The following is a 20,537-nucleotide window of genomic DNA, read 5'->3' as shown; positions in this document are numbered from 1 at the left end:
AGAACAGGAGCCCTCTCTTCAACCGCCCAGATACAATTCCTTGAGTTCCGGCCGCTGACTGATTTCGGCGGAGTCGCCTTCCAATCCAATGCGGCCATTCTCCAACACATAGGAATAGTCGGATATCCTGATCGCCATATGGGCGTTCTGTTCCACCAGCAGAATAGCGGTGCCGGCCTTATTGATCCGCTTGAGAATCTCAAAAATCTCCATCACCAGCTTCGGCGCGATGCCCAGCGAAGGCTCGTCCAGCAGCAACAGCCTGGGCCTGCCCATCAATGAACGGCCAATGGCCAGCATTTGCTGTTCACCGCCGCTCAGCGTCGCCGCCTTTTGTTGCATACGCTCCTTCAGGCGCGGGAAATAGCCGAACACCGTCTCCATGTCTTCGTCGACATCCTTGTTGCCAATACGGCGGTAGGCGCCTACACGTAGATTTTCCTCCACGGTGAACTGCGGAAAAACCCGCCGCCCTCGGGGCAATGAATGACGCCATTCTTGACCAGGTCGCCGCAGGATCGTCCCTGCACGGATTCTCCGTTCAACCGCACGTCGCCGCTTTGCGGAGCACACAAGCCGGAAATCACCTTCAAGGTGCTCGACTTGCCGGCGCCATTGGCGCCCAGTAATGAGACGATCCGCCCTTCAGGAACCTCCAGGGAAATACCCCGCAAGGCATGCACCCGCCCGTAGTACAGGCTGACATCATCAAGCTTCAACATCGTCCACCTCCCCAAGATAGGCCTCGATCACCGCCGGGTCGTTCTGGATCGCCGACGGGCTCCCTTCGGCGATCTTTTCACCGAAATTCATTACCGTGATGCGATCGGATATGTCCATTACCAACGACATGTCATGCTCAATCAACAATACCGAGATCCCCATATCATCGCGCAGTTTTCGGATCAGTCGGGAAAGACCTCCGGTTTCGGAGGTGTTCATTCCCGCCACCGGTTCATCCAGCAGTATCAGCCGGGGCTCGACCATGACCGCCCGGCCGATATCCACCATCTTCTGGTACCCATACGGCAGGTTTTCAACACGTTCATTGGCGCAGTGAGACAGGCCGAACATCTCCAGCACGGCGTCCGCCTTTCGGCGGGCCTCCGCTTCCGTACGCCGGATAGAGGGGAGGTTGAAACAAATTTTCAGAAGATTGTGATTCAACCGGGAATGCAGGCCGGTGAGCAAGTTGTCCATGACCGTCATTTTCGAGAACAGCTCCACGTTCTGAAAGCTGCGGGCAATACCCAGGCCAATAATCTGATGAGGGTTAAGCCGCCCCAGGTCAGTGCCTTCGAAGCTGATCGATCCGGACGCCGGCGTATAGAACCGGCTGATACAGTTGAACACCGTGGTCTTGCCGGCCCCGTTAGGCCCGATGATGGAATGGATGCTTCCCTTTTCCACCCGCAAGGACAGCTCGGACACGGCGGTAAGACCAGAGAAACGGACCGTCAGGCGATCGAAACTAAGCATTGTCGGCCTCCTCGAAATCCTGCCCTGGTACCTTTTCCACAGGTGTCTCACCGGACGGACGCTGTTTCCTCCGCTGGAAGAACTCACCCAGTGAAACAAGCCCGGCCGGACGGAACAGAATCACCAGCACCACGGCCAACCCGATGACCAAATTGGTGACACCGACGTAAGCATCGGAGAAGTGAGGAATCCCGGTAAACAGGACAGCGCCCAGAATGGCGCCCCATATCGACGCCAAACCACCTACCACGATCATCGCCAACAGGAAGAAGGAGGCCATGATGGTGAAGTCATTCGGGCTTATGTATTGAATCCAATAGGCATACAGACCGCCGGCCAGGCCGGTGAAGAAGGCGCTGATCATGAACATGACGGTCTTGTAGCCGGCAACATTGATACCGGTGGCCGCGGCGGCGATTTCACTGTCCCGGATCGCCAGGAATGCCCGCCCGAGCCGGCTGTTGGCGATATTCATCAGCACCCAGGTCACCAGGAAAGTGAGCATCAGAATGACATAAAAGAACGTCAGGTCATCGGATGCCCATTCCGGGCGCATCAAAGGCAGGCCCGAATAGCCTCCCGTCACCGACTTCCAATTCAACGCAATTTCCGGAATGGACAATCCAAACCCCAGCGTTGCCACCGCCAGAAAATGGCCTTTCAGACGTACCGCCGGCAGCCCGATCACCAGACTCACCAGCGCGGCAATGACGCCCGCCGACGGCAAGGCCAACCAGATCGGCAAGCCGAAAGTCGTTGATAGAACGCCAGTTGAATACGTCCCCATCATCAAGAAGCCGCCTTGACCTATGGACACTTGGCCGCCGTAACCGGTTAACAGGTTCAAGGACATGGCGGCAATGGCATAAATCGCCATGGTGACCACCAGTCCCATGAAGTACGAGGACTGACCGACCAGAAATGGAAATGCCAGCAAAACCAGTACAAGCAGGGATACGAACCACCGCCGATCAAATACTTTTTTCATTGTCACACCTTCTTCATGGTCGGGGCGTCACCGAAGATACCCTGCGGGCGGATATAAAGAACCGCGACGATTAGTGCGAAGGTGCAAACCAGAGCCATTTCCGGCGCCCAGTAGTAACTCACCAGATTGCCGAATACGCCGATCATAAGTCCGCCGATCACCGCCCCGGGCAAGCTCATGAATCCGGCCAGCACGGCTGCCGCGAAGGCCATGATCAGCACATTGAACATCATCGACACCCCGAGGAACGTGAAGGGCGCCGTCAACAGGCCGGCAATGCCGCCCAACACGGAACCCGCGGCCCAGGTCGCCAGAAATACGGCATTGACATTGATACCCATAAGCCGCGCCGCCACCAGATCCTGCGAAGAGGCCCTCATCGCCAGCCCCACCCGGGTGTAGCGAAACAGGACGAAGAGAATCATGGAGAGCAGGAAGGTGATCACCAACACAAAGATTTCGTTGGGCGTGATGAAGACACCGGCGATGGAGAAGGATTTACCTTCCACCGCCTTGGGGAAACTGGTGGGGGTGTGGCCCCAAATCAGTCCCGCCGCGCCATGTATGGCGAGAAACACACCCAGTGTCATCACCAGCTGATTAAGATGGGATGCCTGACTGACATGACGTATCAGCACCCAGAACACCGCGATGCCAAAAAACGCCGAGAACGCAATGGCGGCGAGAAACGCCCCATAGTAGGGTAATTCAAAGTTTGTCAGTAATGAGAACGCCACGAACGAGCTGACCATGGCCATCTCGCCATGAGCAAAGTTGACCAGACCGGTGGTTCTGAAAATCAGCACCAGGCCAAGCGCCGCGAGCCCATAGACACAGCCGAAGATCAGGCCGCTTACTACGATCTGTCCCATGCGGACATACCTCCCGAGATGTTTTTCTTCTTAATGCGGCCCCGCTATCAGCCGAGGCAGAGCGGGGCCGCCTACTGCGAGCGACACTGTTCTTCAACCGCCGCTGATCTGCCCCGTCACCGGATCAAAGGTGATCGGCTTGGAAATCGGAACAATATGCCCATCCTTGGCTTCGGTGATGAACATGGAGGTCAGTCCATAATGGTTATGTTCGGAAAAGCTGACCCCGGCGTACATGGAACCGGTCCAGTTATCGAACGAATCGAAAGCGCTCAGGAAATCATCCCAGCTCAGTGTCTCGCTACGTCTCAACGCCTCAACCAGCACCTCCGCCGCGGCCCACCCGGTTTGTCCCCAGTCGGCAAGCGCCACCTTCGGGTAGTCCTTGCCAAACTGTTCTATGTACTGCTTGATGCTTTCGTCGTCGCTTTGATCCGGCTTGGGTAAAACCGCGCTGGAAATGGTACCGTTCCATACCTCCTTCCCGGCCAGGTCGAACATCGTTTCAGAGTCACCGCCAACCGAGGACACCAGGAAAGCCGGCTCGGACAATCCGATGTTATAAAGTGCTTTTTTCAGCTGCGCCGCCGGAGCCGGCGTTGAGAAGGCCAGTATAGCGTCCGGATCAGCCTGGCGAATACGCTGGGCCTGAGTACTCAGATCGGAATCCGCCGCCTGGAAATTCACTTCACCGACCAGCTCCACATCCTGATACTCCTTCAACGCTTCCTTGGCGGCCTCCGCCAGCGGGCTCCCGTAGTCGTCGTTCTGGTAAGCAACAACCACCCGCTTCGCCTTCAGAGACGTGGCAATATAGTTGGTCAAAACCCGGGCTTCGAATTCATAATTGGCCAGGCTGGAACCCATATAGTTGGCGATAGGCGGATCAACGAACTGCTTGGAGCCAGAGCTGGTCATCAGCATGGGAATACCACTGCGTTCATTGAACCGCCGGGTCGCCACATTGCAAGGAGTACACACATTGCCAAGCATGGCGTACACCTTGTCCTCATCCACCAGACGCTTGGTCAGCTGCACTGTCCGGCCAGGCTGATACTGGTCGTCATAGGCGATCAACCGCAGTTTTCGCCCCTTCACTCCACCATTCTCGTTGACGTGCTTGAAGTAGGACTGGATACCCATTCGGATTTTATCGTAAGCCGCTACCGGTCCGGTCTGCGGGCCAAGATGACCGATGCGGATTTCCGTGTCGGTGACACCCTGCGGGGCATCAAGATCATCAGCCCATGCCGGCGGCGCCGCGAACAAGGCCGCCAGCGAGGCCGCTGTCGTCCATTTTTTCCAGTTCTTTTTGATCAGAAACATGATTCACCACCTTTGTTTTACTAATAACGTCATTATTCGTGGACGCCGCTCAATAGGCGGCGTTGAGAATGGCGACAATGTCCTCCCGGGTACGTATCGGCCGGGGATTGGTATTGACCCAGATATTGCCCATGGCGCCTTCCGCCACCGACTCGAAGCAACCCGGATCAACCTCCAGTTCCCGCAGCCGGACAGGCAGTCCCAGATCTTTGATCAGAGTTTCCACGGCGCTAACCGCGTCGCCGTCGGTACGCCCCATAGATGCCGCGACTCGTTTCTGGCGGGCGCGGTTTTCCCCTTGTCCACGATTCCAGCGCAGTACCGCCGGCAGCAATACACAGGAGGTATAGCCGTGACTGAGACCGGTGACCGCACCGAGGCTGTGACCGATGCCGTGGCTGGCGCCATAATCGACCCGCAGGATGCCCTGGGAGGCCAGCCAGGCGCCCTGCTGAGCCCGCAGCCGTGCGTCCAGATCCTCGGGCGCACGCCGATTACGAGGCAAGGCTTCACTTAGAAGCGACAGTGCGTGCAAGGCGCAGGCATCCACCAGTGGCGCCGGCGAACGGCTGCAGAGGGATTCCACCGCGTGATCCAGCGCGCGGATCCCGGTCGATAGCCAAAGGCGTTCAGGTGTTGGCAGAGTGACGGCCGGGTCCATGATCACCGTCGCGGGGCATAAAGCGGCGCCATGGTAACCATCCTTGACATGCCGCCGCTCATCCACGGCGCCGCCCAGACAGGAAAACTCGGCACCGGACAGGGTGGTAGGGACCGCGATCTGACGAACTGGCGGCGCCCGCAAATCAGGAATCCGCCGCTCACCCGAGGCATCAACGGTTATGTGGCAGCGGTCCAGACCCGCCACATCGACCACGTTTTCCGCCAGCGCCACGAGAACCACCTTGGCGGTGTCGATGACTGTTCCACCGCCCACGGACAGGATCAGATCCGGTCCGGCGCGTCGTATCGCGGCGGCGGCCTCGATCACCGTTTGGCGGGGCGTATGCTCACGGCAGCCGTCGAATACGCCAACACTTTTTACGCCCAGAGCCTGTCTGATACCGTCAACCACCGGCGTCGCTCTGTTCAACGTTCTGCCGGTAATGATGAAAACACGCTCGGCACCAAGACGCTCCACTTCGGAACGTACCGCCTCCCCGGCGGGAACGCCCCAGACAACACGGTCCTGGGCAATATACTGGTACCAACCTGAATTCATATCCGCCTCACTCCGAAACCGACGGCAACGCCCCTCACCGTATTCGCACCACAAAGCCTGCCTCCCATTGCTTTATTGCAGAACGAAAGGTCCGCTTTTTTTATCGAAAAAATAGAGTTAAATTGAATTAGCGCGCGCCCGCTTCCGGCAAGCGCGACCACGCCGGTCAAACCGGGAAAAGGCACGCTTCATAAGATGTGAATTCACAAGGGAAGAGCTGGCGATATCAATGGCACCCCATTTTTTCCGATAAGCGAGAGAGGCGCCTGCATGCTTATTCGGCACGGGCATAAGGACTTTGAGAGGGTTTCCGGTATTCATTTTTGCATCCAACCTGCCATTGATTTCACGCTTATACTTTTTGGAAGAGTAGTAATCGCGGCAGGCGGGCTCAAATCACTTTTTGAAATACGCCATCATTTTCATCACAAATACATCAAATAAAGACAGAACCATGAGACTGAACCGCATAGATCTGAACTTGTTCATTGTCTTTGAAGCGCTGTACCGTGAGCGCCGTGTAACCAAGGTTGCACGCCATTTGAATATTACCCAGTCCGGGGTAAGCAACGCGCTCCGGCGGCTACGCGAGACCTTTGATGACCCTCTCTTTGTACGTGGCCCCGAAGGGATGGTGCCCACTCCAGTGGCGGAAAACATGATCGTGGATGTGCGCCAGGCTCTGGACCTGCTCAGCCGCAGTGTGGGAGAAAATCTACGTTTTCAACCGGAGCTTTCGGAAAGGGAATTCCGCCTTGGCATGAATGATCTGGGGCAGGCTCTGATACTTCCCGGGCTGCGCGAGAAATTACGTGAGCAGGCCCCTAAAGTGGCGCTCAGCACCTATTACGTGGATCGCCGTATCGGCGAGGAGGACCTTAAATCCGGCGGCCTGGATTTATTGATCGATGCACCGGACATCAACTCCCTGGAGTTGGACCAGGCGTTCCTTGCCGAATTGCCTTACGTCGTCACCATGCGCCACGGCCATCCGTTGGCGAAGGGCCCGCTGTCCCTGCAATGTTATCTCGGCGCCGACCATATTCACGTCTCAAGCCGCAAGCGCGGCCGCGGACAAGTGGATGTGGCCCTGCACGCTCTCGGGGAGCAGCGTCATATCTCCATGCGCGTTCAGAACTACCTGGTGGCGGCGAACATCACCGCGGAAAGCGACCTTTTATGGACGGTACCGAGAATGCTGGCGGAAACCACCGGCCTGTATATCACCGAGGCGCCGCTCAAGGTGCCGCCTTTATTCTGGAATCTCTATTGGCCGAAAAGCGTGACCATGGACCCGGCAAGCCGATGGATGCGGCAGCTGATCATGAGCCAGTTTGCCGAGAGCTGCTCCCGACTGTTGCCAGATTGACGGCCCTCCCGCCGTTTGACGGGGACGCCGGTCCGCTCCGTCGATACGGCAAGTGCTGACATCAGAGCCACGCCGTACACTGCGCCTCCCTATTTACGGAGGCTTGTTTCATGCCGCTGTCCGTTCCCACCCTGGACACCGCCCGCGCTACCTTCGACAACGCCCGTCAATGGATCACCCGTCCGCGCCCTCTGATTCAGGCGCAAACCACGCCTTTTCAAGTCATCCATGACGACGGGCTGGCCCGGCTGCGCTACTACCCACCGCTGACGGAAACCGCTATCCCGCTGGAGGACGGCAGCGAGCTGGTGGTAAGCACGCAACGGCAACGTACCCCCCTGGTGCTGGTGCCGCCGCTGGCAGTGAACATGCTGATTTACGATCTGTTCCCGCAACGCAGTCTGGTGCGTTACTTGCGCGCCAGGGGGTTCGAGCTGTATCTGGTCGATTGGGGACGTCCGGGCCGGGAGAACGACCATCAGGGGCTGGCCGATTATTTTTCCGAACGCTTTCCCGCCCTGCTGGAACGGGTACGCGAGCACAGTGGCGAGCGCCGCCTGAATCTGCATGGTTGGAGCTTCGGTGGGTTGTTCAGTCTGTGCTATTGCGCGCTGGGACGTGATCCGGACATCGCCAATCTGGTTCTGGTTGGCACCCCTACGGACTATCACCGCAACGGTGTCCTCGGCCGCCAGTATCAACGCATCAGCCGTACCCTGGGCTGGCTGCGGCACCGTACCGGCTGGCGCGCCCATGAACTCTCTCCCGGCTGGTTCCGCTCACCGGGCTGGCTCAACAGTCTGGCGTTCAAACTGACCAGTCCGGTGGCCAGCCTCAAGGGCTACCTGGACCTGTTGCGCCACCTGGACGACCACGACTATGTGAGCAATCACGCCACCAACGGCGCTTTTCTGGACGACATGGTGGCGTACCCCGGCGCGGTGATTCAGGACATCATCCATTATCTGTGGGTGGACAATGTCATGGCCGAAGGCCGGCTGCCCATGGAAAGTGATGAAGGCGGCCTGAGCCAAGTCACGGTGCCCATGTTGAACATCACCAGCCCCACCGACATGATCGTCACCCCCGAATGCTCACGGGCCATGCTGCCATTGGTGAGCAGCACCGATGTCGAGTGCCTGTCGGTGAGCGGCGGACATATGGCCATTCTCGGCGGCGGCAAAGCGCAGCAGGAAAGCTGGCCGCGCGTGGCACAGTGGTTGGTGGAGCGCGATGGGTGATCGGCGTAACTTCAAGCAGGCCGGCCTTTCCTTCAGATGACGGTAAAAGCCCCGGGCAGATGCTGACGCAGGGTGAGCAGGTTTTCTTCGCGCACATCCATGTCACCGAAGCAGTTGGCGACGGTTCCGGTATAGCGCAAACCGTCCGCCTGGACCGCCTCGGCGGTGAGGATGGCGTGATTGATACAGCCGAGTTTCATCCCCACCACCTGGATCACCGGCAGGGACAATTCCACCGCCAGACCCGCGAGCATTTCGTGATCGTTCAAAGGCACACGCCAGCCGCCGGCGCCTTCCACCAGGATCAGATCCGCCGGATGACTGCTGATCGCACCACGCACATAGCCGGCCAGTTGGGCCAAAGTGATCCGGCGCCCTTCTTGTTGCGCGGCGATGTGCGGCGCGATGGCGGCTTTCAGCGCCACCGGGTTGACCACATCATAGGGTAGTTGCACCGATGAGGCCGCCATCAGGTTGACGGCGTCGTCGTTGCGCAACCCTTCCGGTGTTTCCTCACAGCCCGCCGCCACCGGTTTCAGCCCGTAGCAGCTCAAGCCGGCCTCCCGGGCCCGTTCCAGCAGCCGGCAACTGACCCAGGTCTTGCCCACTTCGGTATCGGTGCCGGTGATGAAAAACACCCCTTTCAGGGCCGGTAGCGCGGGCATCAGAGCCTCTCCTTGCTGGCATGCAGAAACAGCACCCGCCAGGTCAGCGGCAGACCGTCCCGGGTGCGCAGAGTTTCGTAGGCATCGAGCATGGCACGGAAGGCACGCTTGCCAGTGAGACCACCACCACCACCTTGCACATGATCGGCGCCCGTGGCCTTGAGGGTACGGGCTATGGCACGCACGTCGGGATAGTGCTGGGTCACCGTCAGGGTTTGCTGAGTTACCGTGGACAATCCTTCCGTGGCCAGGGCGTCGTGCCACTGCACCATGGTCGGCAGATCATTGACGTGGGGGCGGCGATCCGCGGCTTTCCAACTCTCGGATAGCTCCTGCAGTGAGTCCCGCAATGGCACCGCCAGCAACAAATGGCCGCCGGGGGCGAGCACCCGCCCGGCTTCGGCGATCACCACCGCCGGATCACACCATTGCAGAGCAAAGCTGGAAAACACCAGTCCCAGGGAACGGTCCGGCAGCGGCAGGGCTTCGGCATCGGCGCACACTGGTGAAAACAGCCGGCCAGTACGGCCTCGCTGGGACGCTTCCTGAAGCATGGCCGGCGCCAGATCCAGGGCCAGCCAGCGCACTTCATGCCAGCGCTCCTGTTGCTGCCGGCTCAACGGCGCCGTGGCGCACCCCAGATCCGCCGCCCGGGGGATCGGCAGAGACTCAGGCGCCATGGCCAGAAGACTGCGGGCACAGGACAGCTGCAGCACCGCGTGAGCGTCGTAACTGGCCGCGGCCCGGCCGAACTGGCGCCCTACCGCCCGTTTGGTGGCCGTGGAGGAGGTGACGGCGGGCTCATACCCAGCGGATGGATTGAAAGCAGAAGACATTACGGTCATTACCAGTCGGCGGCGCTGGCAACGGTGCCGTGACGCCGATAGAAATCGAGAACCACGGCGGAGAAGCGCTCCGGCGCGGATAGAAACGGTACATGGGACACTCGCTCGATCACCGCGGTTTCCCCGTGTTCATTCAGCAGCGGCCGGATGTCATCCACCAGGGTCACCGGCACGATGTTGTCACGTTCGCCGAACACCATCAGCAGGGGCTGGCTCAGCGCCGACAGGGCCTCGCGCAGATCGGTGTCCGCCAGGATTACCAGTCCTTCGATCAGTGCGCGGCGAGCCGGCAGGCCGCAAAAGTAGAGGATTTCCTTGAGCCGGGCAACGTCCTCCCGCATGTTCTCGCTGTCTTTGCAGTTAAGCGCCAGAAAGCGTACCAGGGTGCCTTCGAAATCCTCTTCACAGACCTCGGCGAAAGTCCGCAGAATCGCCGGGCGCATGGCCCGCGGCCAGTGGTCGGCGCGGGTGAAACGCGGCGTGGTCGCCACCGTTACCACCGAGACCACCCGTTCAGCATGGCGTTGCGCCAAATTCAGCGCCACCAGCCCGCCCAGGGACCAGCCCAGCACATGGGCCCGTTCCGGCATGACCGAGGCAATCTGGTCAGCCAGAAAATCCAGCGTGTACTCGTCATTGGGTAACGGACTCTGGCCCATGCCCGGCAGGTCCACAACGGTCACCCGGAAGTGCTCAAGCAGAGCCGGCACGATGTCGTCGAAGACAATGGCGTGCAGCCCCCAACCATGGATCAGCACCAGGTCCTCGGCCTGTTCACCGGCCTTGCCGGTACAGCGGTAGGTGTTGTGAAAGGGGATGAGACGGGGCATGGATTACACCCTGGCGCTCGCACGCTTGCACGCAACACGCTTGCACGCAAACACAAAAACCTGCCCTCTCACTGCCTGGCGAACTTGCTTCATAATGTGCGGCCTCTCTGGTCCTTCCATTCTTAGCGTGCCGGCGTGTCAGCGTGTTGCGTGCAAGCGGCCTCCAGGCTGTTCAGCAACCGGTCCACATCCGCCTCCTCGTGGGCGGCGGAGAAGGTGATCCGCAGCCGCGCCTGCCCTTCGGGCACGGTCGGCGGCCGGATCGCGCTGATCAGCAGACCGTTGGCGCACAGACGCTGGCTCAGGGCCAGAGCATCGGCGTCCTCGCCCACCAACAAGGGTTGGATCGGCGTCGCCGAGTCCATCAGGGTGTAGCCGAGCCCGGCCACACCGCGCCGGAAACGCTGCACCAGCGCCGTCAGTTTTTCCCGGCGCCAGGCTTCCCGGCGCGCGATATCCAGGCTGACCAGGGTAGCGGCGGCCACCGCCGCCGGCATGGCGGTGGTGTAGACGTACGTGCGGGCGAATTGTATCAGGGTTTCGATCAGTTCGTCGGAGCCGGCCACGAAAGCGCCGGCGGTGCCCAGCGCCTTGCCCAGCGTGCCCATGTAGACTGGCACCCGGTCCTGCACGCCCTGATGCCAGAGCGAGCCGCGCCCGGCCTCGTCAAGCACGCCGAGGCCGTGGGCATCGTCCACCATCAGCCAGGCGTCATGCGCTTCACAGGCGTCCAGATAGGCGCGCAGGGGCGCCTCGTCACCATCCATGCTGAAGACGCCGTCGGTGATCACCAGCTTGCGGGCCGCGTCGCTGCGCGCCAGCAGGCTGGCCAGGGCATCCGGCTGATTATGGGCGAAACGGCGGGAACGGGCGCCGCTGAGCTGGCCGGCATCCAGTAACGAAGCGTGGTTCAGGCGATCCTGAAAGACCGCGTCACCCCGGCCGACCAGAGCGGTCACGGCCCCCAGATTGGCCATGTAGCCATTGGAGAACAACAGCGCCCGCTGCCGCCCGCAATGCTCCGCCAGCGCTTCTTCCAGAGCCTGATGCGGGCTCTGATGCCCACACACCAGATGGGAGGCGCCACTGCCCACCCCCCATTGATCGGCGGCATCGCGGAACGCGGCGACGATACGCGCATCACCGGCCAAGCCGAGATAGTCGTTGGAACAGAAGTTGAGGTATTCCCGACCGTCCGCCACGGCGGTACGTCCGCAGGCGGCATTCATCAGCGGTGGCGTGCGATAGCGGTGTTGAGCGCGGCGTTCCACCAGCCGCGCCCGCAGATCGAACCCCATGGGGTCAGGAGTCAAGCGTGGCGCCGGCGGTGGGCCGGCCGGTGTCGCGGTCCAGTACATGCTTGGCGGGGCGCTTGCTCATCGCATCGTAGAACAGCCCCTGCTCCTCTGCCTGCTGCTCCGCCACCTGGGCGCGCAGCGCCTCTTCGTGGGCCTCGTCGGAGGCTTCGTGGCGAGGATCCAGCGGATGGATGCCGAGACGTTGGAACAACTGCCGGTCGTGGGTCGCTTCCGGGTTGTCGGTAGTGAGTAGTCGCTCACCGTAGAAGATGGAATTGGCACCGGCCAGGAAGCAGAGTGCCTGGGCTTCGTCATGCATTTCCTGACGCCCGGCGGACAGCCGCACATAGGATTCCGGCATAAGAATGCGGGCCACCGCCACGGTGCGCACGAACTCGAGCGGATCCAGATCGTCCACGTCCGCCAGCGGTGTGCCCTCGATTTTCACCAGCATGTTGATCGGCACGGATTCCGGATGGTGGGGCAGATTGGCCAGTTGTTGCAGCAGACCGACCCGGTCATCGCGGTTCTCACCCATGCCGATGATGCCGCCACAGCACACTTTCATGCCGGCATCCCGCACATTCGCCAGGGTGCTCAGGCGGTCATTGTAGGTGCGGGTGGTAATCACCTGGCCGTAATACTCCGGCGAGGTGTCCAGGTTGTGGTTGTAGTAGTCGAGGCCGGCCTCGGCCAGGTTCCGGGCTTGATTTTCATCCAGCATGCCCAGGGTCATGCAGGTTTCCATGCCCAGCGCCTTCACCTGACGCACCATGTCCAGCACATAGGGCATGTCCTTTTCCCGCGGGCTGCGCCAGGCAGCGCCCATGCAGAACCGGGAGGCGCCTTTGTCCCGCGCCGCTTTGGCCTCTTCCACCACCCGCGCCACTTCCAGCAGCTTTTCCTTTTCCAGCTCGGTGTTGTAGTGACCGGATTGGGAGCAGTATTTGCAGTCTTCCGGGCAGGCGCCGGTCTTGATCGACAGCAGCGTGCTCACCTGCACCGCGTTGGGATCGAAGAACTGCCGGTGCACAGTGGCGGCACGAAAGATCAGATCATTGAAGGGCAGGGCGAACAGGGCTTCGATCTCACCCCGATGCCAGTCATGGCGTACAGCGGTTCGGGAAGAAGTCGTCTGGGCGTTGGCGGCGGCTACGGTCATGCTGGTTCTCCTTCTTGAGATCCCAAAGGCTAGGCAGCCCCGGGCACCCTGTCAACCATGAAGCATTTCCAAAGTTTACATTTGGTTAAAAAACATCCCAACTCGATCTGCTTGTTGTGTGGTCGGGGCGCCGGGGCGCCGCTGTGCCCGCCCTGCCAGGAGTTCCTGGAGCAGCGCTGCCGTCTGCCCGCCACCCTGTGTCGCTGTGGCCTGCCGGATCCCGCCGGTGGCTGTGGCACCCTCTGTGGGCGTTGTCTGAAACAACCGCCTCCCTTCACCACCACCCATTGTGACTGGCGTTATGATTTCCCGCTGGATCGCTTGATTACCGCCTATAAGCACCATGGTCAGCTGTACCAGGAGCGCGCGTTCGCGCACTTACTGGCGCAGCGACCTTTGCCCTGGGCGCAAGCCGATGTCCTGTGCCCGATCAGCGCGCATTGGCGCCGGCGGCTATGGCGCGGGTTTGATCAGGCGGAGCGTCTGGCCCATCTGCTGGCCCCACTCTGGCGCAGGCCGGTTCTCCCCGCCCTGCGCCGACAGCGGGCCACCGCGCATCAGCAGGGCAGTAGCCGGCGCCAGCGGCTGCGTAATCTGCACGGCGCTTTCACTATCCAGACGCCAGTCCGGGGGCTCCGGTTGTTATTGGTGGACGATGTCATGACCAGCGGCGGCAGCGCCCGCGAAGCCGCCGCCACACTGCTGGCCGCCGGTGCCGCCGAAGTGCGGGTCTGGGTGCTGTCACGGACCTGCTAGCGCTCAGCGCCGGCCATGACCAGGCCGGGTCCTGATTGAGGGTGCCGTCGGCGGCACCAGGCTCTACAATACGCGCTTGCTCCATTCGAGGGATCCGCTCGCGCCATGAAAATCAGCATCGCTCAAGGCCACAATCCGCCACACAATATCGACGGCATCACCGTGATCATTGATGTGATCCGCGCCTTTACCACCAGCCATCAGGCGTTCGTCGGCGGTCTCGATCACATTTTGCCGGTGGCCACGGCGGAGGAAGCCTTCGCCCTGCGCGAGCACCACCCCCAGGCACTGCTGGCCGGCGAGGTGCAGGCGTTGCCGATCAAGGGTTTTGACTACGGCAACTCCCCCTGGGAAATCGCCAACAGCGACGTGACGGACCGCACCATGATCCTGCGCACCACCAACGGCGTCACCGCCACCCTGCGGGCACGGGACAGCCGGGAGGTGCTGGTGGCGGCGCTGATCAATGCCGAGGCCACCGCCCGTTATATTCAAGAAAAAGCCCCACCGTCGGTGGTGCTGGTGGCTTCCCACCCCACCGGGGACGAGGACGTGGCCTGCGCCGAGTACATTCGGGCTTTGCTGGGCGGCGACGGCATCACCCTGGAACAGGCCCAGGAGCGCACCCGTAACGCCTTCGCGGCACGGAAGTTCTTCGACGGCAGCCACCCGCGCCTGCGCCCCGAGGATATTCACATGGCCAGTAGCAACGCCGGGGATGATGGGCTGGTGATGAAGGTAAGCTTCGAGCCGCTGCCACGGATCGACAGGGTGGGCTGAGCGGACGCCGGACGCCGGACGCCGGACGCCGGACGCCGGACGCCGGACGCCGGACGCCGGACGCCGGACGCCGGACGCCGGACGCCGGACGCCGGACGCCGGACGCCGGCAATGCAAAACCAGACCCAGCGCCCTGGCAAGCTCTAAAACGCCTTTTTTATGGTTCCTCGCGGTTTAGAGGGAAGGGGCGCTCCGGCGGGGGCTCCCGTATTGCTCGGTTACCTCGAAGACCTCCATTCAGAGGGGGCTACAGCGCCGCTGTGAGAAGAGGTCCGGGCGGCGCTCCGTTGACCGCGAATGCCCTGGGCCATTGGCGATTCGCTTGCAAGCAAGCTTCCCACAGCGGCTTCGTGGCATGATCCGTGGGAGACCAGCTTGCTGGCGAATATAGCGGCTTGGCAGTCCCGGGTTTTGACTTTAGCGTCTGGCGTCTGGCGTCACGCCCCATGCCTTAAGCATCTGGCATCCAGCGCTCACCCCCTGACCATTTCCGCCAATTCCGCCACCACTCCAGATCAATGACCCGCCATCGGGACACTGCTAATGTCAGTGGAACCCAAGAGCCTCAGGATCCCCAGTGTCATGATCGAGTGGAACGAACAACAACAAATGATCCAGAAAATGGTGCGCGACTTTATCGCCAAGGAAGTGGTGCCCAATCTGGACGACATCGAATACAACGGCGTCCCGCCTTACGACATCCTGCGCAAGATGATCAAAACCTTCGGCATGGACGAAATGGCGCGGCAGAGCTTCGAACGCCAGATCGCCAGGGAAAAGGCCGGCACACCGAAACAGGAGGAGGGCAAGAAAAGCGCCTCCGCCGCGGCCGAACAGGCGGCTCTACGTCTGATTCCCACCATTGAGCTGTGTCGCCACGCTCAGGGGCTGGTCACCGCCATGGGCGTGTCCATGGGCCTGGCCGGTGGCGCCATCATGAGCAAAGGCACCCTGGAACAAAAAGAACGCTGGGCCCTTCCCCTGCTGACCATGGAGAAGATCGGCGCCTGGGCCATTTCCGAACCCAATTCCGGCTCCGACGCCTTCGGCCAGATGAAGACCGTGGCCCGCCGTGACGGCGATGGCGGTTACATCATCAACGGCTCCAAAACCTGGATTACCAACGGCCCCTACGCCGACACCATCATCCTGATCTGCAAACTGGACGAAGAAGGGATTGAGCCCCGGGACCGCAAAATCGTCTCCTTCATCCTCGACAGCGGTATGGAAGGTCTGACCCAGTCCAAACCGTTCAAGAAGATGGGCATCGGTTCCTCGCCCACCGGAGAACTGTTTTTCGATGACGTCAAAGTCGGCGTGGACCGCCTGCTTGGCGGTAGCGAAACCAGCTATGGCCGTTCCGGCGCAAAGTCCACCTTCATGCAGGAACGGGCCGGCGTCGCCGCCATGGCGCTGGGCATGGTGGAGCGGGCTCTGGAACTGTCGGTCGGTTACGCCCGCGAGCGAGTCCAGTTCGGTCGTGCCATCGGCGAGAATCAATTGATCCAGCTGAAGCTGGCGAAGATGGAAGTCGCCCGCGGCAATCTGCAGAACATGGTGTTCCGCTACATCGACCTGACCGGCGCCGGCAAACAGATGACCCTGGCCGAGGCCTCGGCGATGAAACTCTATGCCGCCCAGGCCGCCATGGAAGTGGCCACCGAAGCGGTGCAGATCCATGGCGGCTATGGCTACATGCGCGAGTCCCGGGTGGAGCAGTTGATGCGCGATGCCAAGATCCTGCAGATTTATGCCGGCACCGACGAAATGCAGGTGATCGCCATTGCCCGGGATCTGCTGGGCCGCGGCTGATCACCGGAAAGACGGATGCGAGCACCGTGCCAATGCACTAATCTGGAAATGACCCGCAACCCCTACAAGGAGCCTCATCATGTCTCTGCATCAACAGCGTTGCGAGGCCTGCCGTGCCGATGCGCCCCTGATCAGCGACCAGGAGGCCGAGACCCTGGCCGAGGAAATTCCGGACTGGAAGCGCATTGAGGAAGACGGCGAGGAACGCTTGCAACGCCAATACTCCTTCCACGACTTCAATGACGCTCTGGCGTTCACCAACCAGGTGGGCGCCATGGCCGAGGAAGAAGGTCATCATCCTGCCCTGCTCACCGAGTACGGCAAGGTGACGGTGACCTGGTGGACCCACAAGATCAACGGTCTGCACCGAAATGACTTCATCTGCGCGGCGAAGACCGATCAACTTTATCTGAGAGCCGGTTAATGACCCTGAGCGAAGAACAACGGGAACAGATCCAAACCCACGCCGGCCGTGCCTTCCCCTTCGTGGAAAGGTGCGGGGTGGAAACCCTGGAAGTGGACCGGGGCTATTGCCGGATGAAAATGCCGCTGGCCCCAAACCACAACCACGTGGGCACTATGTACGCCGGGGCGCTCTATACCCTGGCGGAACTGCCCGGCGGCGTGATCTACATGACCAGCTTCGATACCTCCCGCTTCTACCCCATCGTCAAGGACATGCAGATCCGCTTCCGACGCCCGGCCACCACCGATATCGAAGTGGAAGTCCGCATCAGCGAGGAGGATGTTCAGCGAATTCAGGCCGAAGCCGAGGCCAATGGCAAATGCGACTTCGCCTGGGACACCGAACTCAAGGACAGCCACGGCGAGGTGGTGGCCACCACCCGGAATCTTTATCAGTTGCGACGGATTGGTCAGTAAGCAAAAGGAAAGCCAGGCTCATTCAGCATGAATTCACAGATCGCCACGAAGCCGCTGTGGGAAGCTTGCTGGCAAGCGAATGGCCAACGGCCAGCGGGGCATTCGCGGCCAAGGCCGCTTCCCACAGCGGCTTCGTAGCATGATCCGTGGGAGCCAGCCTGCTGGCGAATGGCGTGCTAGCGTGGCGGCATATCAGTGAGCTTGCCAAGTACCATGGGGACCTCCCACGGAGGCTTCGTAGCCAGGGGTTTTTCTTATGCACAAACAGGAGTAAGGTGGCAATTGCATGGCGCCGTTACCGCATCCAAACGGTCGACATGCGTTCCTTGTTTTTGCTGTTTTTTCCTAGTTTTAACGGCCCTTCACGGGCCGTCTTTCTTGGCGCCCAACTCCACCACCGCCTCAATGAAGGCCCGGGCGTGTTCCGGGTCCACATGGGGGGTGATGCCGTGCCCCAGGTTGAAGATATGGCCCGGATGATCGCCGAAATCGTCCAGGATACGCTTCACTTCAGTGCGGATGGCGGCGGGATCGGCGTACAGCACCGCCGGATCCATGTTGCCTTGCAGAGCCACCCGCTCGCCGACCCGGCGGCGGGCGTCACCGATGTTCACGGTCCAGTCCAGCCCCAAGGCATCGCAACCGGTATCCGCCATGGCTTCCAGCCACAAGCCGCCGTTCTTGGTGAACAGGATCACCGGCACCTTGCGGCCTTCGTGATCGCGGATCAGGCCGTTGACGATGCGTTGCATGTAGGCCAGGGAAAACTCCCGGTAGGCCTCGGCGGACAGGGTCCCGCCCCAGGTATCGAAAATCTGCACCGCCTGGGCACCGTGACGAATCTGGGCGTTAAGGTAATCGGTCACCGCCAGGGCCAGTTTCTCCAGCAGCGCGTGGGCCACCTCCGGCTGGCTGTAGATCATCGCCTTGAGGTGGCGAAAGTCCTTGCTGGAGCCACCTTCCACCATGTAGGTGGCGAGCGTCCAGGGGCTGCCGGAGAAGCCGATCAGCGGCACCCGCCCATTGAGCGCGCCACGAATAGTGGAAACCGCGCGCATGACGTAATCCAGGTCACTCTCCGCGTTCGGCACCGGCAGCGCCGCCACGTCCTGCTCGGTGCGCACCGTCTTGTGGAATTTCGGCCCCTCTCCGGTTTCAAAATAGAGGCCCAACCCCATCGCGTCCGGCACGGTGAGAATGTCGGAAAACAGAATCGCCGCGTCCAGCGGGTAGCGCTCCAGCGGTTGCAGCGTTACTTCGCAGGCCAGTTCGGCGTTACGGCACAAATCCATGAACGACCCGGCCGTCTCCCGGCTGGCACGGTATTCCGGCAGATAGCGCCCGGCCTGGCGCATCATCCAGATCGGGGTGCGGTCCACGGGTTCGCGGGCCAGCGCGCGGAGGAAGCGGTCGTTTTGGAGCGGGGCGTGGGTCATGGGGATTCCTTGAAAAGCGTTTTCACGCAACACGCTGGCACGCGAACACGCAAAGCATAAAAAGACTATCGCATCATATAGAAAAAGGGCCTGCGAAAGCAGGCCCCTTAGCGTGTTGCGTGCGGGCGTGTTGCGTGAAAGCGCCTTTATACATCCAAATAGTCGAGAATACCCTTGGCCGCTTCCCGGCCTTCCCAAATGGCGGTCACCACCAGGTCGGAACCGCGCACCATGTCGCCGCCGGCGAAGATTTTCTCATTGCTGGTCTGGAACGGGAACGCTTGCTGTTCCGCCGCCAGCACGCGGCCGGAGTCATCCAGATTGATACGTTGGGGCTCGAACCAGTCCGCCGGGCTGGGGCGGAAGCCGAAAGCAATGATCACCGCATCGGCTGGCAGCACTTCCTCGCTGCCCGGGATCGGCTCCGGGCGGCGGCGGCCATTGTTGTCCGGCTCACCCAGCTTGGTCTCCACCACTTTCACGCCAACCACCTTGCCGTTCTCGCCGACCACTTCGATGGGCTGACGGTTGAACAGGAAGCGAACGCCTTCTTCCTTGGCGTTGGCCACTTCCTTGCGGGAGCCCGGCATGTTCTCTTCGTCCCGGCGGTAGGCACACACCACGCTGTCGGCGCCCTGGCGAATGGAGGTGCGGTTACAGTCCATGGCGGTGTCACCACCACCGAGCACCACCACGCGCTTGCCGCCCATGTCGATAAAATCGGCGGCGTCTTTTTCAAAGCCAAGGTTACGGTTGGCATTGGAGATCAGGAACGGCAGCGCCTCATGCACGCCATCCAGGTCCTCACCGGGGAACCCGCCCTTCATGTAGGTATAGGTCCCCATGCCCATGAATACGGCGTCGAACTCATCCAGCAGTTCATCGATGGTGACGTCGGTGCCGATCTCGGTGTTGAGACGGAACTCGATACCCATGCCTTCAAACACTTCACGGCGTTTAGCCATCACCGGCTTCTCGAGTTTGAACTCGGGAATACCGAAGGTGAGCAGACCGCCGATTTCCGGATAACGGTCGAACACCACCGGCTTGACGCCATTGCGGACCAACACGTCGGCACAGCCGATACCCGCCGGGCCGGCACCGATCACGGCGACTTTCTTGTCGGTCCACACCACCTTGGACATGTCCGGGCGCCAGCCCATGGCCAGTGCGGTATCGGTGATGTACTTCTCGGTGGCGCCGATGGTGACCGCGCCGAAACCGTCGTTCAGGGTACAGGCACCTTCACAGAGACGGTCCTGCGGGCACACGCGGCCACAGACTTCCGGCAGGGAGTTGGTCTGGTGACACAGCTCCACCGCCTCCATCAGATTCCCTTCGCTGATCAGTTTCAGCCAGTTGGGAATATAGTTGTGTACCGGGCATTTCCATTCGCAGTACGGGTTACCGCAGTGCAGGCACCGATGGGCCTGATGCTCCACTTCCCGGGTTTCAAACGGGTAGTAGATTTCCTCGTACTTGTGCTTGCGCAGTTCGATGTCTTTCTTCTTCGGATCGTGCCGCGGGACATCGAGAAACTGGAAGTTATTGCTTAAACGTTCAGCCATGTCGCT

At 60.9% G+C, this 20,537-nt stretch carries 21 protein-coding genes; 7 read left to right on the top strand and 14 right to left on the bottom strand.

Going from position 1 to position 20,537, the window contains the following annotated elements; all coding sequences use genetic code 11:
- Positions 1-18: 18 nt before the first annotated feature.
- From E0L37_RS21840 to E0L37_RS02010, 7 genes are all read right to left on the bottom strand, one after another.
- Complete coding sequence (locus E0L37_RS21840) at positions 19-447, bottom strand: ABC transporter ATP-binding protein (protein ID WP_255433109.1); 429 nt, start codon at positions 445-447, stop codon at positions 19-21.
- On the bottom strand, positions 426-722 hold the full coding sequence (locus tag E0L37_RS21835) for an ATP-binding cassette domain-containing protein (RefSeq protein WP_255433108.1): 297 nt from the start codon (positions 720-722) through the stop codon (positions 426-428). The genes E0L37_RS21840 and E0L37_RS21835 overlap by 22 nt, the downstream gene beginning before the upstream one ends.
- Positions 709-1,479 (bottom strand): ABC transporter ATP-binding protein, encoded by a 771-nt coding sequence (locus E0L37_RS02030; RefSeq protein WP_133490138.1) that lies wholly within the window; start codon positions 1,477-1,479, stop codon positions 709-711. The genes E0L37_RS21835 and E0L37_RS02030 overlap by 14 nt, the downstream gene beginning before the upstream one ends.
- Positions 1,472-2,467, bottom strand: a complete 996-nt coding sequence (locus E0L37_RS02025; RefSeq protein ID WP_063139826.1) for a branched-chain amino acid ABC transporter permease — start codon at positions 2,465-2,467, stop codon at positions 1,472-1,474. Before E0L37_RS02025 ends, E0L37_RS02030 begins: the two co-directional genes overlap by 8 nt.
- 2 nt (positions 2,468-2,469) lie before the next feature.
- Positions 2,470-3,339: a branched-chain amino acid ABC transporter permease gene (locus tag E0L37_RS02020; RefSeq protein WP_080531625.1), complete on the bottom strand. Its 870-nt coding sequence runs from the start codon at positions 3,337-3,339 to the stop codon at positions 2,470-2,472.
- 93 nt (positions 3,340-3,432) lie between these two features.
- Complete coding sequence (locus tag E0L37_RS02015) at positions 3,433-4,665, bottom strand: ABC transporter substrate-binding protein (RefSeq protein WP_080531626.1); 1,233 nt, start codon at positions 4,663-4,665, stop codon at positions 3,433-3,435.
- Between the two features lie 49 nt (positions 4,666-4,714).
- Positions 4,715-5,887, bottom strand: coding sequence for an iron-containing alcohol dehydrogenase (locus E0L37_RS02010; RefSeq protein WP_133490137.1), 1,173 nt, complete (start codon positions 5,885-5,887; stop codon positions 4,715-4,717).
- Between the two features lie 454 nt (positions 5,888-6,341).
- Here E0L37_RS02010 and E0L37_RS02005 point away from each other — a divergent pair, with 454 nt between their 5' ends.
- Positions 6,342-7,256 (top strand): LysR family transcriptional regulator, encoded by a 915-nt coding sequence (locus tag E0L37_RS02005; RefSeq protein WP_133490136.1) that lies wholly within the window; start codon positions 6,342-6,344, stop codon positions 7,254-7,256.
- Positions 7,257-7,366: 110 nt separating this feature from the next.
- Positions 7,367-8,497, top strand: coding sequence for an alpha/beta fold hydrolase (locus E0L37_RS02000; protein WP_133490135.1), 1,131 nt, complete (start codon positions 7,367-7,369; stop codon positions 8,495-8,497).
- A gap of 32 nt (positions 8,498-8,529) precedes the next feature.
- Here the strand turns inward: E0L37_RS02000 and bioD are convergent, their stop codons facing one another.
- The 5 genes from bioD to bioB form a co-directional block, all read right to left on the bottom strand.
- Positions 8,530-9,162 (bottom strand): dethiobiotin synthase, encoded by a 633-nt coding sequence (bioD, locus tag E0L37_RS01995; RefSeq protein ID WP_133490134.1) that lies wholly within the window; start codon positions 9,160-9,162, stop codon positions 8,530-8,532.
- Positions 9,162-9,998: a methyltransferase domain-containing protein gene (locus tag E0L37_RS01990; protein ID WP_133490133.1), complete on the bottom strand. Its 837-nt coding sequence runs from the start codon at positions 9,996-9,998 to the stop codon at positions 9,162-9,164. Before E0L37_RS01990 ends, bioD begins: the two co-directional genes overlap by 1 nt.
- 8 nt (positions 9,999-10,006) lie before the next feature.
- Positions 10,007-10,837, bottom strand: a complete 831-nt coding sequence (gene bioH / locus E0L37_RS01985) for a pimeloyl-ACP methyl ester esterase BioH (protein ID WP_133490132.1) — start codon at positions 10,835-10,837, stop codon at positions 10,007-10,009.
- Between the two features lie 122 nt (positions 10,838-10,959).
- Entirely contained in the window at positions 10,960-12,135 is a 1,176-nt protein-coding gene (gene bioF, locus E0L37_RS01980; protein ID WP_133490240.1) for an 8-amino-7-oxononanoate synthase, read from the bottom strand.
- A 4-nt stretch (positions 12,136-12,139) separates the two neighbouring features.
- Positions 12,140-13,297, bottom strand: coding sequence for a biotin synthase BioB (gene bioB / locus E0L37_RS01975; protein ID WP_133490131.1), 1,158 nt, complete (start codon positions 13,295-13,297; stop codon positions 12,140-12,142).
- A gap of 81 nt (positions 13,298-13,378) precedes the next feature.
- Here bioB and E0L37_RS01970 point away from each other — a divergent pair, with 81 nt between their 5' ends.
- The 5 genes from E0L37_RS01970 (at position 13,379) to E0L37_RS01950 (ending at position 17,527) form a co-directional block, all read left to right on the top strand.
- On the top strand, positions 13,379-14,053 hold the full coding sequence (locus E0L37_RS01970; protein WP_240687409.1) for a ComF family protein: 675 nt from the start codon (positions 13,379-13,381) through the stop codon (positions 14,051-14,053).
- A gap of 105 nt (positions 14,054-14,158) precedes the next feature.
- Positions 14,159-14,833, top strand: coding sequence for a 2-phosphosulfolactate phosphatase (locus tag E0L37_RS01965; RefSeq protein ID WP_133490129.1), 675 nt, complete (start codon positions 14,159-14,161; stop codon positions 14,831-14,833).
- A 582-nt stretch (positions 14,834-15,415) separates the two neighbouring features.
- Positions 15,416-16,645, top strand: a complete 1,230-nt coding sequence (locus E0L37_RS01960) for an acyl-CoA dehydrogenase family protein (protein WP_133490128.1) — start codon at positions 15,416-15,418, stop codon at positions 16,643-16,645.
- A 76-nt stretch (positions 16,646-16,721) separates the two neighbouring features.
- A complete protein-coding gene (locus E0L37_RS01955) occupies positions 16,722-17,069 on the top strand; it encodes a 4a-hydroxytetrahydrobiopterin dehydratase (protein ID WP_201303843.1) in 348 nt (115 codons plus the stop codon).
- Positions 17,069-17,527 (top strand): YiiD C-terminal domain-containing protein, encoded by a 459-nt coding sequence (locus tag E0L37_RS01950; protein ID WP_133490126.1) that lies wholly within the window; start codon positions 17,069-17,071, stop codon positions 17,525-17,527. Before E0L37_RS01955 ends, E0L37_RS01950 begins: the two co-directional genes overlap by 1 nt.
- Before the next feature lie 362 nt (positions 17,528-17,889).
- Here the strand turns inward: E0L37_RS01950 and hemE are convergent, their stop codons facing one another.
- Together hemE and E0L37_RS01940 are read right to left on the bottom strand one after the other, a co-directional pair.
- On the bottom strand, positions 17,890-18,963 hold the full coding sequence (gene hemE, locus E0L37_RS01945; RefSeq protein WP_133490125.1) for a uroporphyrinogen decarboxylase: 1,074 nt from the start codon (positions 18,961-18,963) through the stop codon (positions 17,890-17,892).
- Positions 18,964-19,109: 146 nt separating this feature from the next.
- Complete coding sequence (locus E0L37_RS01940; RefSeq protein WP_133490124.1) at positions 19,110-20,531, bottom strand: FAD-dependent oxidoreductase; 1,422 nt, start codon at positions 20,529-20,531, stop codon at positions 19,110-19,112.
- Positions 20,532-20,537: the final 6 nt, after the last annotated feature.

Origin of the sequence: Alcanivorax sp. 24 (assembly GCF_004360225.1) — a bacterium.
In the GTDB taxonomy this organism is placed as follows: domain Bacteria; phylum Pseudomonadota; class Gammaproteobacteria; order Pseudomonadales; family Alcanivoracaceae; genus Alloalcanivorax; species Alloalcanivorax xiamenensis.
The sequence above is the reverse complement of the archived record's forward strand: the minus strand, read 5'-3'. Positions and strand labels throughout refer to the sequence as shown.

Bases quoted from the DNA above. Each gene is read 5' to 3' on its own strand.
- E0L37_RS21835 (WP_255433108.1), bottom strand. From the start codon at position 722: ATGTTGAAGCTTGATGATGTCAGCCTGTACTACGGGCGGGTGCATGCC.
- E0L37_RS02030 (WP_133490138.1), bottom strand. From the start codon at position 1,479: ATGCTTAGTTTCGATCGCCTGACGGTCCGTTTCTCTGGTCTTACCGCC.
- E0L37_RS02025 (WP_063139826.1), bottom strand. From the start codon at position 2,467: ATGAAAAAAGTATTTGATCGGCGGTGGTTCGTATCCCTGCTTGTACTG.
- E0L37_RS02020 (WP_080531625.1), bottom strand. From the start codon at position 3,339: ATGGGACAGATCGTAGTAAGCGGCCTGATCTTCGGCTGTGTCTATGGG.
- E0L37_RS02015 (WP_080531626.1), bottom strand. From the start codon at position 4,665: ATGTTTCTGATCAAAAAGAACTGGAAAAAATGGACGACAGCGGCCTCG.
- E0L37_RS02010 (WP_133490137.1), bottom strand. From the start codon at position 5,887: ATGAATTCAGGTTGGTACCAGTATATTGCCCAGGACCGTGTTGTCTGG.
- E0L37_RS02005 (WP_133490136.1), top strand. From the start codon at position 6,342: ATGAGACTGAACCGCATAGATCTGAACTTGTTCATTGTCTTTGAAGCG.
- E0L37_RS02000 (WP_133490135.1), top strand. From the start codon at position 7,367: ATGCCGCTGTCCGTTCCCACCCTGGACACCGCCCGCGCTACCTTCGAC.
- bioD (WP_133490134.1), bottom strand. From the start codon at position 9,162: ATGCCCGCGCTACCGGCCCTGAAAGGGGTGTTTTTCATCACCGGCACC.
- E0L37_RS01990 (WP_133490133.1), bottom strand. From the start codon at position 9,998: ATGTCTTCTGCTTTCAATCCATCCGCTGGGTATGAGCCCGCCGTCACC.
- bioH (WP_133490132.1), bottom strand. From the start codon at position 10,837: ATGCCCCGTCTCATCCCCTTTCACAACACCTACCGCTGTACCGGCAAG.
- bioF (WP_133490240.1), bottom strand. From the start codon at position 12,135: ATGGGGTTCGATCTGCGGGCGCGGCTGGTGGAACGCCGCGCTCAACAC.
- bioB (WP_133490131.1), bottom strand. From the start codon at position 13,297: ATGACCGTAGCCGCCGCCAACGCCCAGACGACTTCTTCCCGAACCGCT.
- E0L37_RS01965 (WP_133490129.1), top strand. From the start codon at position 14,159: ATGAAAATCAGCATCGCTCAAGGCCACAATCCGCCACACAATATCGAC.
- E0L37_RS01960 (WP_133490128.1), top strand. From the start codon at position 15,416: ATGATCGAGTGGAACGAACAACAACAAATGATCCAGAAAATGGTGCGC.
- E0L37_RS01950 (WP_133490126.1), top strand. From the start codon at position 17,069: ATGACCCTGAGCGAAGAACAACGGGAACAGATCCAAACCCACGCCGGC.
- hemE (WP_133490125.1), bottom strand. From the start codon at position 18,963: ATGACCCACGCCCCGCTCCAAAACGACCGCTTCCTCCGCGCGCTGGCC.
- E0L37_RS01940 (WP_133490124.1), bottom strand. From the start codon at position 20,531: ATGGCTGAACGTTTAAGCAATAACTTCCAGTTTCTCGATGTCCCGCGG.